Below are 16,579 nucleotides of genomic sequence, written 5' to 3'. Positions count from 1 at the left end.
CCGAGTACCGAGAAAGTCACCCATTGTGAGTTCACGCATGTCCATCTCACTGTCGCGCGCCCTGCTCGCCACGGGCGCCGCCGCCGGTCTCGCCCTGCTGGCCTCCGGCACCGCGGCCGCGCACGTCACCGCCGACGCGCCCGGCGCGGCCCAGGGCGGTTACGCCGTCATCACCTTCCGCGTGCCGACCGAATCGGCGACGGCGTCCACCACCAAGCTGACCGTCGCGCTGCCGCAACTGTCCGCGGCCCGCACCGAACCCGTTCCGGGCTGGACCCCCAAAACCGAGAAGAACGACAAGAACCAGTTCACCTCCGTGACCTGGACCGCCAACCCGGGCACTCCCGGCATCACCCCCGAGCAGTTCCAGCGCTTCGCCGTCTCGGTCGGACCCCTGCCCAAGCAGGACAAGATCAACTTCCCGGCCACTCAGACCTACAGCGACGGCAAGGTCGTCAACTGGAACGAGCCCATGCCCGCCGGCGGCGACGAACCCGAGCATCCCGCTCCGAGCATCACGCTGGCCGCCGCCGGATCCGACGACGATCACGCCGGCATGTCGAGCGCTACCGGCGACAAGTCCGCCGGCGACGAGTCCGACTCCGACAACACCGCGCGCTGGCTGGGTGGTATCGGACTGGTTCTCGGCGCCCTCGGTGCCGCGCTCGGACTCGGCAGCCTGATCCGGAGCCGGCGCGCATGATGCGCCGCATCCTGTTCGCCCTGGTCGGCGCGCTGGCGCTGGGCGGACTGACGATCACGGTCGCGGGCCCGGCCGCCGCGCATTCGACGGTGGTATCCACCGACCCCGCCGACGGCGCGAAAGTCGAGACCGGTCCGGCGCGAGTGAGTATCACCTTCAACGAGAATCTGCAGCCGAGTTTCCCGTCGCTGACCGTCGTCGGCCCGGACGGGAATCTGTGGTCGAAAGGGAAGCCGGTGGTGGACGGCCCGACCGTCAGCGTCGAGGTCGGTGACCTCGGCCCGGCCGGCACCTACACGATGGCGTACCGGGTCACCTCCGCCGACGGCCATCCGATCAGCGGCACCCGCAGTTTCGAGCTGACCACGCCCGGCCACGGGACACCGGGGCCCAAGGCCGACGCCAAGAGCGGCAACTCCGGCGGCGGCGGCGATTCCGGGGGCGTACCGCTGTGGGTGTTCATTGTGGCCGCGGTCGTGCTGTTCGGCGGTGGACTGGCCTTCGCGCTGTTCGGCGGTCGCTCCCGACGGCCGGGCAGCGGCGGCAAACCATGAGGCCGGGGACGGCCGGCAGCAGATCGACCGCACTGCGTTACGCACTGCTGCTGGTCGTCCCGGCCGCCCTCGTCGGTGCCGCCGCCGGATGGGCGCTCGCCGCACCCGATCCGGTCCAGGCCGAGGCGCCGGTGCGCACCCTGGCCGACGGGCTGGGCGCGACGGTTGTCGGCCTGGCCGCGCTGCCACGCCTGCACGACCGGCTGCGGCCCGCGTGGCGGCTGCTGGCCGTCTTCGGCGGCCTCTGGGCGGTCGCGGAATTCGTGCTGCTGGCCGCCGAGGCCGCGGAGGTGGTCGGGGTACCGCTGACCCGGTTGCGCGCCGGTGATTTCGGTGACTACCTCGCGCATGTCAGCGGGGGCCAGATCGGCATCGCCGTGCTGATCGGCACCGCGGCGGTCGCTTGCTACAGCACGCTGGCGTTTCGGCGACCGGACCGCGCGACCACCGACCTGGTGCTGGTCTTCGCCGCGGTGACGCTGGTGCTGCGCCCGATCACCGGCCATATGTCGCAGCAGACGCTGGGCTCGGTACTGGCCGCGGTCCACGCTCTCGCCGCCGCCGTCTGGTTCGGTCTGCTGCTGGCGCTGGCGCTGGTCGTGCGCACCCGCGGTGAATGGGCGGTGATCCTGCCGCGTTATTCCGGCTGGGCGCTGCCCGCGGTGGCCGCGGTGACGGTGACCGGCGTGGTGAACGGGCTGGTCCGGCTCGGCGGTCCGGCCGCCCTGGTCGATACCGGGTACGGCCGCATCCTGCTCGCGAAGACGGTCATGGCCGTCGCACTGCTCGGCCTCGGCTGGTGGTGGCGGCGCAGCTGGGTTCCGGTGGCCACCGACCACCGGATGAGTGCGGACTCCTCGCTGCGCCGGGCCTTGATCGAGGTCGTGGCGATGGCGGCGGTGTTCGGTTTGGCGGCGACGCTGGCGGTGACCGCCTGAGTCCGAGCCCGGGCCGGACAGGCCTCCGAACTGGAGTGATAGCAATTACATCCGGTCCGGGCCGGACTGCAACACGTTACTGTTACTGCATGACCGCAGTGAAGATCGTGGCCGATTGCGCCGCGCCGGCCGAGACCGCGTTCGACTATGTCAACGACTATCGCCATCTGCCGGAATTCGTCACCGAGGTCCATTCCTTCCGCCCGATCACCGATCAGGTGGCCGGGCTGGGCGCGACGTTCGACACCGAGATCAAACTGGGCCCCGCCTCGCTGACCTCCCGGCTGCAGATCGTGCGCTGGGAGAAGAACGTCGCGATCGCGGTGAAGGCCGTGACGGGATTCGAGATCGAATCGACCTTCCTGTTCCACCCCCGCGGCGACCGCGACTGCACGGTGGACGCCATCATCGAATACCGGGTGCCGGGCGGACTCGCGGGCAAGGTGCTGGGCAAGACCATCGAGCCGTTCGTCAAACTGTCGGTCAAACACACCGCCCACAATCTGACGACCAAGATCGCGGAGTATCAGCGCACCCTCGACAGCTGAACCGGCCGGGCCCCGCGTCACGCGGCGAAGGTCTCAGGATTCGATCGCCGCCCGCATGGCAAGCTTATTTGGTGACCGATTCAGCAAACCTAGTGGCAACCGCCGACCTCGCCGATGAGATCGGCCCGGAGATTCGTAGCTGCGATACGCAATTCACGCAGTTCGGCGGCAATCCGGTGTTCAGCGGGCGCATCGTCACCATTCGCTGCTTCCAGGACAATCTGTTGGTCAAGCAGACTCTCAGCGAACCCGGTGAAGGACGTGTGCTGGTCGTGGACGGCGGCGCGAGCATCCACACCGCCCTCGTCGGTGACGTGATAGCCGGCCGCGGAGTCGACAACGGCTGGTCCGGCGTCGTGATCAACGGCGGCGTCCGCGATTCGGCGATTCTGCGCACCCTGCCCATCGGTATCAAGGCGCTGGGCACCAATCCGCGCAAGAGCACGCAGACCGGATCCGGCGAACGCGATGTGCCGGTCGAATTCGGCGGCGTCACCTTCGTTCCGGGCGAGATGCTCTACAGCGATCACGACGGGGTCGTCGTCCGCGCGGAATGAATCGCCGATCGCCGCCGGGCCGGCCGGCCGTGCGCCTGCTGAACTATCCGCCTGCCACCCGCACTCGGTGGCCGGCGAGTGCGACCACGTCTCCGGCATGGAGCTGGCGGCCCCGCCGTAGTTCCACCTCGTCGTTGACACGCACGAGGCCGGCGGCGATCACGGTCTTGGCCTCCGACCCGCTGTCGATGAGATTGGCCAGCTTCAGGAATTGCCCGAGTCGAATGACTTCGTCTTCGATCGGCACATCGACTGGATCCGACATGGGTTACATCTTTACCGCCGCGCTCGGCGGGCCGCACGCCGCCCCCGTTGCGGTCGGCACCGGGGTCCGGCGAAAGGATCGAATATGACCGTGCACGAGCAGGACTCGCCCGGTGGCCTTCTCCCCTCGAGCGGCCCCAGCCCGCACACTGGTGCGGTGACTTCCACGCAAGACCAGCTCCACTCGCGCGACCGCAGATCACCTTCGTCACCGGTTCCGCATCGCGCCCACGGTCGGCTGAGCGAAGTCCCCCATCTGGTCGGCCTCGTGCTCGGCGTGTTCTCGGTTCTGTGTGCGCTGTGGAGTATTTCGCCCGGCCTGCGCTACATCACCTCGGTCCCACGGCACTACCTCGACGCCTACTATTTCGACGCGCCCGACACGAACCTGATGTGGGCGGTGATCGTCGGTCTGCTCGCGGGCGCGACGGCCTCCCGTAAACGCATCGCCTGGTGGCTGGTGGTCGGGTACATGGCGCTGTTCGCGCTCGCCAACGGACTGGATTTCGCCGAGGAGCAGGATCCGCACGCGCTCGCCGCGCTGTTCGTCCACCTCACGGTGATCGGCCTGATGATCGCGGCCTGGCCGGAGTTCTACACCCGGGTGCGGCGGGGCGCGGTGTGGAAGGCGCTCGGGGTCCTGGTCAGCGGGCTGGTGATCAGCAGTCTGCTCGGGTGGGGGCTGGTGGAGTTGTTCCCCGGCAGCCTGCCGCGCGGTGCGCAGCGCCCGCTGTGGGCGATCTCGCGGGTCACCGCCACAATTCTGGTGGCCGACAACAACTTCGACGGCCACCCGCCGCATGTGGTGAATCTGCTGCTCGGCCTGTTCGGTGCCGTCGCACTGCTGGCCGCCGCGCTGGTGCTGTTCCGGTCGCAACGCGCCTCCAACGCCATGACCGGGCTGGACGAATCCGCGGTGCGCGGCCTGCTCGCCCGTTCCGATGTCGAGGATTCGCTGGGCTACTTCGCGACTCGTCGTGACAAGGCCGTGGTGTTCGCGCCCAGTGGTAAGGCGGCGATCACCTATCGCGTCGAACTCGGCGTATGCCTGGCCTCCGGTGATCCGATCGGTGTGCGGGAGGCGTGGCCGCAGGCCATCGATGCCTGGTTGCGATTGGCCGACGAATACGGCTGGGCCCCGGCGGTGATGGGCGCCGGTGAACTCGGCGCCACCGCCTACCGCCGGGCCGGCCTGTCCGCGCTGCGCCTGGGCGACGAGGCGATCCTCGACACCCGTTCGTTCTCGCTGGCCGGGCCCGAGATGAAGCAGGTGCGCCAGGCCGCCAACCGCCTGCACAAACAGGGCTTCACCATCCGCGTCCGCCGCCACAGCGAACTGTCGCCGGACGAGATGGCGCAGATGATCGCCCGCGCCGATTCCTGGCGCGATACCGAAACCGAACGCGGCTTCTCGATGGCGCTGGGCCGGCTCGGTGACCGGCTCGACGGCGACAGCCTGCTGGTGGAGGCGCTCGATCGCGACGGCCGGGTATGGGGCATGCTGTCGCTGGTGCCCTGGGGCCGCAGCGGTGTCTCGCTCGACGTGATGCGACGAGACGCCAAGGGCCCCAACGGAATCATGGAATTCATGATCTCCCAGCTGGCGCTGACCTCGGAACAGTACGGGATCACCCGGGTCTCGCTGAACTTCGCGGTGTTCCGCTCGGTCTTCGAGGAGGGCAGCCGGATCGGCGCCGGCCCGGTGCTGCGGCTGTGGCGCAGTGTGCTGATGTTCTTCAGCCGCTGGTGGCAACTCGAGGCGCTGTACCGGTCGAATGTGAAATATCAGCCGCAGTGGGTACCGCGGTTCTTCATCTTCGAGGAAGGCCGCCAGTTGCCGCGGGTCGTGCTCGCCAGCGCACTGGCCGAGGGCTTCCTGCCGCGCTTCGGCAAGCAGCCGGATGCCTCGACCCACACCGGCCTTCATTCCGCCGTGCCACCCGCCATCACCGGGCTGCACGCCGACGGCAGCCCGCCCGAGGCGCCGCCCTCGGCCCTCGAACAGGCCGCCGCCCGCCGCCCCGAACAGGTGCGGGTGCGGATGGACAAGGTGCGCCGACTCGAATCGGCCGATATCGACGCCTATCCGGTGGCCTACGCCCCGACCCATTCGATCGCCGATGCCCGCCGCTCCCCCAAGGGCACCACGGTGCGAGTATGCGGGCGGCTGTTGCGGATCCGCGACCACGGCGGCGTCACCTTCGCGACGCTGCGTGACTGGTCCGGTGACATCCAGATCCTCATCGACCGCGGCCGGGTCGGCGAGCGCCGCTCGAGTTCGTTCGGCGAGTACTTCGATCTGGGCGATCTGATCGAGGTGAGCGGCCAGATCGGCGCGAGCCGCCGGGGCGAACTGTCGCTGCTCGCCCAGGACTGGCGGATGATCGGCAAGTGCCTGCACCCGCTGCCGGACAAGTGGCGCGGACTCGCCGACCCCGAGGCGCGGGTGCGCCAGCGCTACGTCGATATGACGATCAACGTCGAGGCGCGCGAGGTACTGGCCAAACGCAGCGCCGTGGTGCGGTCGCTGCGAGATACGTTGAACGGCTGGGGTTTCCTGGAGGTCGAGACGCCGGTACTGCAGCAGGTGCACGGCGGCGCCAACGCCGCGCCCTTCCGCACCCACATCAATGCCTACGATCTGGACCTGTACCTGCGCATCGCACCGGAGCTGTACCTCAAGCGGCTGTGCGTGGGCGGGATGGAGAAGGTCTTCGAACTGGGCCGGGTGTTCCGCAACGAGGGCGTGGACTACAGCCACAATCCGGAATTCACGATTCTGGAAGCCTATGAGGCGCACAGTGATTACGAGCGGATGATGCACGCGTGCCGCCAGCTGATCCAGAATGCGGCGATCGCGGCCAACGGCGCCTGCGTCGCCCTGCGGCCGGGTGCGGACGGAACGCTGACCGAGGTCGACATCTCCGGCGACTGGCCGGTGCGCACCGTGCACGGCGCCATCTCCGAGGCCGTCGGCGAGACCGTCACCCCCGATACCCCGGTGGATCGGCTGCGGCTGCTGTGCGACAAGGTCGAGGTGCCGTATCAGCCGGGCTGGGACGCCGGGCAGATCGTGCTCGAGATGTACGAGCACCTCGTCGAGGGCCGGACTCAGGAGCCGACCTTCTACATCGACTTCCCGACCTCCGTCTCACCGCTGACGCGCGCGCATCGCCGCATCGACGGTGTCGCCGAACGCTGGGATCTGGTGGCCTGGGGTGTCGAACTGGGTACCGCCTACAGCGAATTGACCAATCCGATCGAACAGCGCCGCCGCCTGACCGAACAGTCGCTGCTGGCCGCGGGCGGCGATCCGGAGGCCATGGAATTGGACGAGGACTTCCTCGAGGCACTGGAATTCGCGATGCCGCCGACCGGCGGTCTGGGTGTGGGTGTGGACCGCGTGGTGATGCTCATCACCGGCCGCAGTATCCGCGAAACCCTGCCGTTCCCGCTGGTCAAACCGCGCACCGGACAGGGCGAGGGACGCTGACCGCACCGCTGGCGCCGGGGCGCGCGCACCCGTTCGCGAACCCGGAACCCGTGTCCGGCACAGTAGATCCGTGCAGCTTGTTCTCGTGCGTCACGCCCAGCCCGGCCGGGTGCTGACCACCTCCGGTCCCGCCGATCCCGAACTCACCGAACTGGGTGTCGAGCAGGCTCGGCGGGTGCCGGCCGTGATCGCCCGGTTCGCCGGGGGCGAGCATCGCATCACACGGGTGGTGAGCAGTCCGCAGCGGCGGGCCCGCGACACCGCCGCGCCGACTGCCGAGAAGTTGGGAATGCCGGTCGAGGTGCTCGACGGTCTGGCCGAATACGACCGCGACCTACCCGCCTACATCCCGATCGAAGATGCCAAGCGGGATTTCCGCGCGACCTACGATCGGATCAAGGCCGGACACCTCCCAGAACAGATCGACGGGCCCGCATTCGTGGCGCGGGTGCTGGGCACGGTCTCGCAACTCGTCGCCGCCGCCGAACCCGCCGATACGGTCGTCGCCTTCGCCCACGGCGGAGTGGTGAATGTGCTGCTCCAGGACATTCTCGGACTCGAACGCCCCCTGACCTTTCCGATCGATTACTGCTCGATCACCCGGATCCTGTTCTCTCGTAGCGGTTATCGCACCGCCGCGACGATCAACGAGAACAGCCACGTGTGGGATCTGCTGCCGCGCAATCGTCCCGCTGCGGGCAGCGACGCGATCTGAGCAGAGCGGCGGGCGAATCCGAAGACTGTGCCGGTCGCGGAAATTCACAGCCGATTGCCAGCCCTGAATGCCTGCCGGTCACAGCAACGAGTCGTTCCATGGATGACCACGGGCCCCGCCCGACGGCCCGTGTTCCGAGAAAGGTAGTCCGTTGCTCTCCTCCACGAGTTCCTCGCGCCGCCGGCTGATCGCCCGCGTCGCCGTCGCCGGCGCGATCGCGGCCGCCCCCGTCGCCACGGTCGCGGTTCCCGCTTTCGCCGACACCCCGTCCGCCACGCAGATCGACTGGCACGACCACGATCACGACCACGACGGGTGGCGTCATCACCACGATCACGACAACGGCCCGTGGCAGCCCGGTCCCGGCGGTTTCCTGCCCGGACCCCCGCCCACCGGCTCGTTCGGCTGAGCGGAGCCGCACAGCCGACGAACATACGAGGGCCGCTCCCTTCCGGGAGCGGCCCTCGTTCGCTGTGTGGGACACCGATTCACCGGTCGTGAACGGGATCCGCGCCACAGTGTCCGGTCGCTTCGAAGTTCATTCACAGTTCGCGAACATCGCCGTCCCAGCCGAGGGCGTTTCGATGTACTCGTGAGCCGCCGGGCCGCCCGGTCCGAATCCCACAGCGCGGCTCCATATTTCGCAGACGAAAGGCCGAAACCTTGCAGACCACCGCGGACCGGAGAACCAGCCGGCTGCCGGCCCGCAGCTGCCCCAGCTCCCGCCGACCCGGCTCCGCCGGCTGATCCCCGGAACGCTGAAGGCCACCCCGCTCGATGCGAGGTGGCCTTCACGGGCGACTCACCGGCTCATGCCATTCCGGCGATCCAGTTGTGCATCCAGGAGATCGCGGTCTGGCCGCCGCCCACCGAATAACTGCCGTAGGAGGTGTGCGTGCCGGACTGGTAGAAGTGCTCGAGCTGTTCCACCCGCTGCTGGTTGGCGTCGTCGGTGAGCTGCGACTGCAGGGCCGCGACACCGCCGTGCGCCATCAGGTCGCCGATGATCGACCCCGCCTCGAGCTGGTAGCGCCACAGGTTGGCCGCGCTCGCACCGGAGGCCTGCGCCAGGAACCCGGCGAAGCGGGTGACGTAGTCGGTGTCCTCGGTGGAACAGTACAGGTCGCCGGCCGCGCAGATGGTGCGGACGCGGTCGCTGAGGAAGCCGAATCCACCCACGCGCGGGCCACCGGCGCCGGCGCCGCCGACCACCGGGCCGACCTGGACGTCCGTGGGCGAACGACGCGGATCGGAGATCAGGCCGACACCCGAAACGCGGTCCGGCGGAACGACGCCCAGGCCCGTGCCGATCTCGGCGGCCAGATCGCCCGCGGCATCCGCACCCTGGCTGTAGCCGACGATCGCGTAGTGCGTACCGGCGCAGCGGGCCGCCATCGCCTGGATGAGGCCGCGCGCGTTGTCGGTCGCTTCCTTCTTGGAGGCGCCGTAGACATCGCCCTCCCACGGGAAGGCGGTCGCGGCGTAGCTGACGTAGTCGACGTCCGCCGAACTCGGCAGACCGCGCGTCACACCCGACAGCATGCCGGGGCCGACCATGTGGTCGGGCTTGTGATCACCGGTCTCCCAGGTGCCCGGAATCGCGACGACGTACAGGCTCGGGCAACCGGGATCCGCACTCGCGGAACCGCTTCCGATCGCGGTACCCGACACTGCCATACCAGCCAGTACCGCGACTGCCGCCCCGGCGGCCGCGACAACCTTCTTCAACCGCATGCTGCTCCAGTTCAAGCCAGCCCTCGCCGGGGCTCCCCATATGTATTCGCCGCTGATGATGCCGCCGCCACATTGCCGCGCGGTTAAATCCCGGCGAAGCAAAAACCGCCCGCGTCCGGGACCTCGTACACGAGTTCGGACGCGGACCAAGAGCACTTACGACATACCGGTGCTCAGGATAACGGCGGCACCGAGGAACTGCCATCCGAGCTCGAAATCCCGTCCGATTTCCGATGTTTGAGACGCGGGTACACGTTTCCGCAGTACAGGGCGAAGAAACAGGCGTCCACGGGCACGAAAGCCCGTGGACGCCTCGTATTTTGATTGTTCGACAGCCGGCTCGCGCCGTTCCCGGCCGGGACTCAGCGCTGGGCGACCGCCGTCGGAGCGATCGGCGCCGGCAGCGCGGTCTCGCCCTCGAGGTACTTGTCCACCGCCGACGCGGCGGCGCGGCCCTCGGCGATGGCCCACACGATCAGCGACTGACCACGCCCCATATCGCCGGCGACGAAGACGCCGGGAACGGTGGTCTGAAAATCCTTACCGCGCTTGACGTTGCCACGCTGGTCGTAGCCCACGCCGAGATCCTCGAGCAGACCCGGCTTCTGCGGGCCGACGAAGCCCATCGCCAGCAGGACCAGATCGGCCTCCAAGGTGAAGTCGGTGCCCTCGACCTTCTCGAAGCGGCCGTTGACGTTACGGACCTCGTGCGCCTGCAGGCCGGTGACCTTGCCGTCCGCACCGATGAACCGCTCGGTGTTCACCGAGAAGACGCGCTCGCCGCCCTCTTCGTGCGCCGAGGAGACCCGGAACATCAGCGGGTAGGTCGGCCACGGGGTCGACTCGGCCCGCTCGGCCGGCGGCTTCGGCATGATCTCGAACTGGTGGACGCTGGCCGCGCCTTGGCGGTGCGAGGTGCCCAGGCAGTCGGCGCCGGTGTCACCGCCACCGATGATGACGACCTTCTTGCCCTTCGCGTGGATCCGCGGCAGGCCCTCCTCGTCGGCGACCGGATCGCCCAGCTGAACCCGGTTGGCCAGCGGCAGGAATTCCATCGCCTGGTGGATGCCGTCCAGATCGCGACCCGGAATCGGCAGGTCCCGCGCGATGGTGGAACCACCCGCGAGCACCACCGCGTCGAACTGCTCGCGCAGCTGCTCGGCGGTGATGTCGACACCGACATTCACGCCCGCCTTGAAGACGGTGCCCTCGGCCTCCATCTGCGCCAGGCGGCGGTCGATGAAGCGCTTCTCCATCTTGAATTCCGGAATGCCGTAGCGCAGCAGGCCACCGATGCGGTCGTCACGCTCGAACACCGTGACGGTGTGGCCGGCGCGGGTCAGCTGCTGGGCCGCGGCCAGACCGGCCGGACCCGAACCCACGACCGCGACCTTCTTGCCGGTCAGGCGGGTCGGATAGACCGGCTGCACCCAGCCCTCGTCGAAGGCGTTCTCGATGAGTTCGACCTCGACCTGCTTGATGGTGACCGGGTCCTGGTTGATACCGAGGACACACGACGCCTCACACGGCGCCGGGCACAGCCGCCCGGTGAATTCCGGGAAGTTGTTGGTCGCGTGCAGACGGTCGATGCCCTCGCGCCAGCGATCCCGGTAGACCAGGTCGTTCCACTCGGGAATCAGGTTCCCCAGCGGGCAGCCGTTGTGGCAGAACGGGATGCCGCAGTCCATGCAGCGGCTGGCCTGGGTCTGCAGGGTCTGGTGAGAGTAGTTCTCCTCGTAGACCTCTTTCCAGTCCATCAGGCGCAGGGGTACCGGACGCCGAGTCGGCAGTTCGCGGCTGGTGTGCTTCAGAAATCCCTGTGGATCACCCACGTGCGGCCTCCGTATTTTCGCCTCTCAGGACCGTCCGTGCGTCCCGCACGCGTCTCGCCTTATTCATGTGGTCGCCGGGCGTTTCGCCTCTCAGGACCGTCCGTGCGTCCCGCACGCGTCTCGCCTTATTCATGTGGTCGCCGGGCGTTTCGCCTCTCAGGACCGTCCGTGCGTCCCGCACGCGTCCCACGTTATCCACGTGCGGCCTCCATGATCGCCTCGTCGACATCCCGCCCGGCCTTCTCAGCCTCGGAGATGGCGAGCAACACCTTCTTGTAGTCGCGAGGCATAACCTTCACGAAGTGGTTCACCTGCTGCGACCAATCGCTCAGGATGCGTTCGGCCACCGCCGAACCCGTCGCGTCGCGATGGCTCGCGACCACGTCGCGCAGCCAGGTGAAGTCCTCGCCCTCGAGCGGTTCGATATCCACCAGCTCGGTGTTGAGGTTGGCTTCGAACGTGCCGTTCGGGTTGTAGATGTAGGCGATACCGCCCGACATACCGGCACCGAAGTTGCGCCCGGTCTCGCCGAGGATGACGACCCGGCCACCGGTCATGTACTCGCAGCCGTGATCACCCACGCCCTCGACCACCGCGGTGGCGCCCGAGTTGCGCACGCAGAACCGTTCGCCGACCACACCGCGGATGAATGCCTCACCGCTCGTGGCGCCGAACAGGATCACGTTGCCCGCGATGATGTTCTCTTCGGCGACGAAGGACTCCGGCGCGTTCAGCGACGGCCGCACCACCAGGTGCCCGCCCGAAAGACCCTTGCCCACATAGTCGTTGGCATCACCGAACACCCGCAGGGTGATACCGGCCGGGACGAACGCGCCGAAGCTGTTGCCCGCCGAACCGGTGAAGGTGATGTCGATGGTGTCGTCGGGCAGGCCGGCGCCACCGTAGAGCTTGGTCACCTCATGGCCGAGCATGGTGCCGACCGTGCGGTTCACGTTCGTGATCTTGGTCTCGAACTTGACCGGCTTGCCGCGCTCGAGCGCATCCGCCGCCTGGGCGATGAGCTGGTTGTCCAGCGCCTTGTCCAGGCCGTGGTCCTGCGTCTTGGTGCAGCGGCGGTCCTGGTACATGAACGCCGTCTCGACATCGTCGAGGATGGGCGACAGATCCAGCTTGCTCGCCTTCCAGTGCTCCTTGGCCTTGGTGGTGTCGAGCAGGTCGACCCGGCCGATGGCCTCGTCGAGCGAACGCAGACCCAGCGAGGCCAGCAGCTCCCGGACCTCTTCGGCGATGAACATGAAGAAGTTCTCGACGAATTCGGGCTTACCGGTGAAGCGCTGGCGCAGTACCGGATTCTGGGTCGCGACGCCGACCGGGCAGGTGTCGAGGTGGCAGACGCGCATCATGACGCAACCGGAGACCACCAGCGGAGCGGTCGCGAAACCGTACTCCTCGGCACCGAGGAGCGCGCCGATCAGCACGTCGCGGCCGGTCTTCATCTGGCCGTCGACCTGCACCACGATGCGATCGCGCAGACCGTTGAGCAGCAGGGTCTGCTGAGTCTCGGCCAGGCCGAGTTCCCAGGGTCCGCCCGCGTGCTTGAGCGAGGTCAGCGGCGAGGCGCCGGTACCACCGTCGTGGCCGGAGATCAGCACGACGTCGGCGTGGGCCTTCGACACACCAGCCGCGACCGTCCCGACACCCGGCTCCGCGACAAGTTTCACGTGAATCCGAGCCTGCGGATTCGCGTTCTTCAGGTCGTGGATCAGCTGGGCCAGATCCTCGATCGAGTAGATGTCGTGGTGCGGCGGCGGCGAGATCAAGCCGACACCCGGCGTCGAGTGCCGCACCTCGGCGACCCACGGGTACACCTTGTGCGCGGGCAGCTGACCGCCCTCACCGGGCTTGGCGCCCTGGGCCATCTTGATCTGGATGTCGGTGCAGTTGGTCAGGTAGTGCGCAGTCACACCGAAGCGACCCGACGCCACCTGCTTGATCGCGCTGCGCCGCCAGTCGCCGTTGTCCTCCGGCTCGAAGCGAGCCGGCGATTCGCCGCCCTCACCCGAGTTGGAACGGCCGCCGAGGCGGTTCATCGCGATGGCGAGGGTCTCGTGCGCCTCCGCCGAGATCGAGCCGTAGCTCATCGCGCCGGTGGAGAAGCGCTTCACGATCTCGCTGGCGGGCTCGACCTCCTCGACCGGAATCGCGTGCCGGCCCTCGGTCCTGAACTTGAACAGGCCGCGCAGCGAGGCCAAGCGCTCGGACTGGTCGTCGACCAGCTTGGTGTACTCCTTGAAGATCGAGTACTGACCCGAGCGGGTCGCGTGCTGAAGCTTGAACACCGTGTCCGGGTTGAACAGGTGGTACTCACCCTCGCGCCGCCACTGGTACTCACCGCCGATCTCGAGCTCGCGGTGCGCGCGCTCGGTGCGGTTCTCCAGGAAGGCGATCCGGTGGCGGGCGGCGACCTCGGCGGCGATGTCGTCGAGGCCGATGCCGTCCAGCGGCGAGGTCAGGCCGGTGAAGTACTGGTCGCAGAGTTCCTGCGACAGACCCACGACCTGGAACAGCTGGGCGCCGCGGTAGGAGGCGATGGTGGAGATGCCCATCTTGGACATCACCTTCAGCACGCCCTTACCGGCCGCCTTGTTGTAGTTCTTGACGGCCGCGGCGTAGTCGGCCGCCTTGTCGCCGGTGCTGCCGGGCATCTCCAGCGCGCCGCGTTCGAGCATGTCCTCGATCGACTCGAAGGCCATGTAGGGGTTGATCGCGGCCGCGCCGAAGCCGACCAGCATGGCCATGTGGTGTACCTCGCGGGCGTCACCTGCCTCGATGACCAGGCCGACCTTGGTACGGGTGCGCTCGCGCACCAGGTGGTGGTGCACCGACGCGGTGAGCAGCAGCGACGGAATCGGCGCCAGCTTCTCGTTGGATTCGCGATCGGACAGCACGATGATCCGCGCGCCGCCGTCGATGGCGGCCGACACCTGGGCGTTGATCGCCTCCAGTGCCTTGCGCAGGCCCTTGCCACCCTTCTTCACCGAGTAGAGGCCGCGCACGACCACCGAACGCAGTTCGGGCCGCAAACCGTCGTCGTTGATGTGGACGAGCTTGGCCAGCTCGTCGTTGTCGAGAATCGGCTGGGTCAGTGTGATGTGACGACAGGACTCCGGACCCGGATGCAGCAGGTCGGCCTCCGGACCGATGGTGCTGCGCAGGCTGGTGACGACCTCCTCGCGGATCGCGTCCAGCGGCGGGTTGGTGACCTGGGCGAACAGCTGCGCGAAGTAGTCGAACAGCAGGCGCGGACGCGAGGACAGCACGGCGATCGGCGTGTCGGTGCCCATCGAACCCAGCGCCTCACCGCCGGTCTTGGCCATCGGCGAGATCAGCAGGCTCAGTTCCTCGGTGGAGTATCCGAAGATCTGCTGACGGATGAGCACGCGGTCGTGCGACATGTGCTCGTGCGGGCGGTCGGGCAGCTCGGCGAGCTTGATGATGCCCTCGTCGAGCCACTCCTGATACGGCTGCTCGGCGGCCAGCTGCGACTTGATCTCGTCGTCGCTGATGATGCGGCCCTGCGAGGTGTCGACCAGGAACATGCGGCCGGGCTGCAGACGGGCCTTGCGGACCACCTTCGACGGCTCGATGTCGAGCACGCCGACCTCGGAGGCCATGACGACCAGGCCGTCCTCGGTGACCCAGATACGCGAGGGGCGCAGACCGTTGCGGTCCAGCACCGCGCCGACCACAGTGCCGTCGGTAAAGCACACCGAGGCCGGGCCGTCCCACGGCTCCATCAGCATGGAGTGGTAGCGGTAGAAGGCGCGCTGGGCCGGGTCCATCGACTCGTGCCGCTCCCAGGCCTCCGGGATCATCATCAGCACGGCGTGCGGCAGGCTGCGGCCACCGAGGTGCAGCAGTTCCAGCACCTCGTCGAAGCGCGCGGTGTCGGAGGCGCCCGGGGTGCAGACCGGGAAGATCTTCTCCAGCCGGTTGTTGCCCTCGCTGTCGGTGCCGAAGATCTCGGAGTTCAGCAGCGCTTCACGCGCACGCATCCAGTTCTCGTTACCGGTGACGGTGTTGATCTCACCGTTGTGTGCGACGCGGCGGAACGGGTGGGCCAGCGGCCAGGACGGGAAGGTGTTGGTCGAGAAGCGCGAGTGCACGATGCCCAGCGCCGACTCCACCCGATCGTCCTGCAGATCCAGGTAGAACGCCCGCAGCTGCGGGGTGGTGAACATGCCCTTGTAGACGAAGGTCTGACCCGACAGGCTCGGGAAGTAGACGGTCTCGCGGCCGACCGCACCCTCGCCGGCGCCCTGCTTGCCGAGCTCGTGCTCGACCCGCTTGCGCACGACGTAGGCACGCCGCTCCAGATCCATTCCACTGAGCTGCTCGGCGGAATCGGCGGGCGAGGCGATGAACAGCTGGCGGAACGTCGGCATGGCGTCACGCGACAGCGCACCCAGGGAGGATTCGTCGATCGGCACCTCGCGCCAGCCCAGAACGGCCAGGCCCTCTTCCTTGACGATCTTCTCGACCCGGTAGCAGGCGCGGGCGGCCTCACGACGGGCCTGCGGCAGGAATGCGATACCGGTGGCGTAGGAGCCTTCCGGCGGCAACTCGAACGCGGCGCCGCTCTCGGCCAGCGTGGCCCGGAAGAACTTGTCCGGGAGCTGGATCAGGATGCCCGCACCGTCACCGGAATTGGGTTCCGCACCCGCAGCACCACGATGCTCCAGGTTCAGCAGTGCCGTAATAGCCTTGTCGACGATGTCGCGGCTACGACGGCCATGCATGTCGACGACGAACGCGACACCGCAGGAGTCGTGCTCGTTCGCCGGGTCATACAGACCAATTCGACCCGGTGACCGGTGTCCAATTCGCGGCTCGCCGCGGTGGCCAGGAAGTTGCGTCATGCCTCTGCCTTCAAGAAATAGGCGCCTTCAACGAAGAGGCCTTCGATTTCGATGCCTTCTTCCGATGGCCCTCGTCGAAACGCCTCCGCCTAGACTGCGTCCGGACGTTGCGGCGACCAGCGGCGCTGATGGTCATCCCGTGCAGTCAAACTCTCCAGTTGTCCACCCGCTTCGATGTCGTAGTCGGGTGCTCGGTGGTAGCGGAACTTTGAGGAGTTCCTTATCCACCGCGCCGTGCTCGCCCGCTAGGCTGATGCTTGCGGCTCGTGGCCGAGTTCGGGCGACGAGTCGGACATTTCGCGTCCGACACTTAGAGCAAACGATAAGTCAGGACCGGAGCCCAACCAACTTAGGTTGTGCT

12 protein-coding genes are annotated in these 16,579 nt (G+C 67.9%); 8 read left to right on the top strand and 4 right to left on the bottom strand.

The genetic code is table 11. The features are described 5' to 3' along the window. The first annotated feature begins 37 nt into the window (after positions 1-37). From C5E41_RS27115 to rraA, 5 genes are all read left to right on the top strand, one after another. Positions 38-703 carry a YcnI family copper-binding membrane protein gene (locus tag C5E41_RS27115; protein ID WP_104378574.1) on the top strand — a complete coding sequence of 222 codons (666 nt, stop codon included), beginning with the start codon at positions 38-40 and terminating at the stop codon, positions 701-703. Further along, entirely contained in the window at positions 700-1,257 is a 558-nt protein-coding gene (locus C5E41_RS27110; protein WP_181063449.1) for a copper resistance CopC family protein, read from the top strand. The genes C5E41_RS27115 and C5E41_RS27110 overlap by 4 nt, the downstream gene beginning before the upstream one ends. Next, the gene (locus tag C5E41_RS27105; protein ID WP_104378572.1) at positions 1,254-2,195 is read left to right on the top strand and encodes a CopD family protein; all 942 of its coding nucleotides are present in this window, start codon (positions 1,254-1,256) and stop codon (positions 2,193-2,195) included. The genes C5E41_RS27110 and C5E41_RS27105 overlap by 4 nt, the downstream gene beginning before the upstream one ends. Positions 2,196-2,284: 89 nt before the next feature. Next, on the top strand, positions 2,285-2,743 hold the full coding sequence (locus C5E41_RS27100) for an SRPBCC family protein (RefSeq protein WP_104378571.1): 459 nt from the start codon (positions 2,285-2,287) through the stop codon (positions 2,741-2,743). A gap of 71 nt (positions 2,744-2,814) precedes the next feature. Beyond that, positions 2,815-3,300, top strand: a complete 486-nt coding sequence (gene rraA, locus C5E41_RS27095) for a ribonuclease E activity regulator RraA (RefSeq protein ID WP_104378570.1) — start codon at positions 2,815-2,817, stop codon at positions 3,298-3,300. Positions 3,301-3,343: 43 nt separating this feature from the next. Here rraA and C5E41_RS27090 read toward each other — a convergent pair whose 3' ends face one another. Continuing rightward, positions 3,344-3,565 (bottom strand): RNA-binding S4 domain-containing protein, encoded by a 222-nt coding sequence (locus tag C5E41_RS27090; protein WP_030516732.1) that lies wholly within the window; start codon positions 3,563-3,565, stop codon positions 3,344-3,346. Between the two features lie 156 nt (positions 3,566-3,721). Here C5E41_RS27090 and lysX point away from each other — a divergent pair, with 156 nt between their 5' ends. The 3 genes from lysX to C5E41_RS27075 all read left to right on the top strand — a co-directional run bounded on the left by lysX (position 3,722) and on the right by C5E41_RS27075 (position 8,181). Continuing rightward, complete coding sequence (lysX, locus tag C5E41_RS27085; RefSeq protein WP_258081285.1) at positions 3,722-7,057, top strand: bifunctional lysylphosphatidylglycerol synthetase/lysine--tRNA ligase LysX; 3,336 nt, start codon at positions 3,722-3,724, stop codon at positions 7,055-7,057. Between the two features lie 70 nt (positions 7,058-7,127). Then, positions 7,128-7,772, top strand: a complete 645-nt coding sequence (locus C5E41_RS27080) for a histidine phosphatase family protein (protein ID WP_104378568.1) — start codon at positions 7,128-7,130, stop codon at positions 7,770-7,772. Between the two features lie 151 nt (positions 7,773-7,923). Continuing rightward, positions 7,924-8,181: a hypothetical protein gene (locus C5E41_RS27075; RefSeq protein ID WP_258081284.1), complete on the top strand. Its 258-nt coding sequence runs from the start codon at positions 7,924-7,926 to the stop codon at positions 8,179-8,181. Between the two features lie 401 nt (positions 8,182-8,582). Here C5E41_RS27075 and C5E41_RS27070 read toward each other — a convergent pair whose 3' ends face one another. The 3 genes from C5E41_RS27070 to gltB all read right to left on the bottom strand — a co-directional run bounded on the left by C5E41_RS27070 (position 8,583) and on the right by gltB (position 16,218). Further along, positions 8,583-9,506 carry a cutinase family protein gene (locus C5E41_RS27070; protein WP_104378567.1) on the bottom strand — a complete coding sequence of 308 codons (924 nt, stop codon included), beginning with the start codon at positions 9,504-9,506 and terminating at the stop codon, positions 8,583-8,585. 362 nt (positions 9,507-9,868) lie between these two features. Then, positions 9,869-11,338, bottom strand: a complete 1,470-nt coding sequence (locus C5E41_RS27065) for a glutamate synthase subunit beta (RefSeq protein WP_104378566.1) — start codon at positions 11,336-11,338, stop codon at positions 9,869-9,871. Between the two features lie 191 nt (positions 11,339-11,529). Continuing rightward, a complete protein-coding gene (gene gltB / locus C5E41_RS27060; RefSeq protein WP_258081283.1) occupies positions 11,530-16,218 on the bottom strand; it encodes a glutamate synthase large subunit in 4,689 nt (1,562 codons plus the stop codon). Positions 16,219-16,579: the final 361 nt, after the last annotated feature.

This window comes from Nocardia nova (assembly GCF_002933465.1).
Classification (GTDB): Bacteria; Actinomycetota; Actinomycetes; order Mycobacteriales; family Mycobacteriaceae; genus Nocardia; species Nocardia nova_B.
The sequence above is the reverse complement of the archived record's forward strand: the minus strand, read 5'-3'. Positions and strand labels throughout refer to the sequence as shown.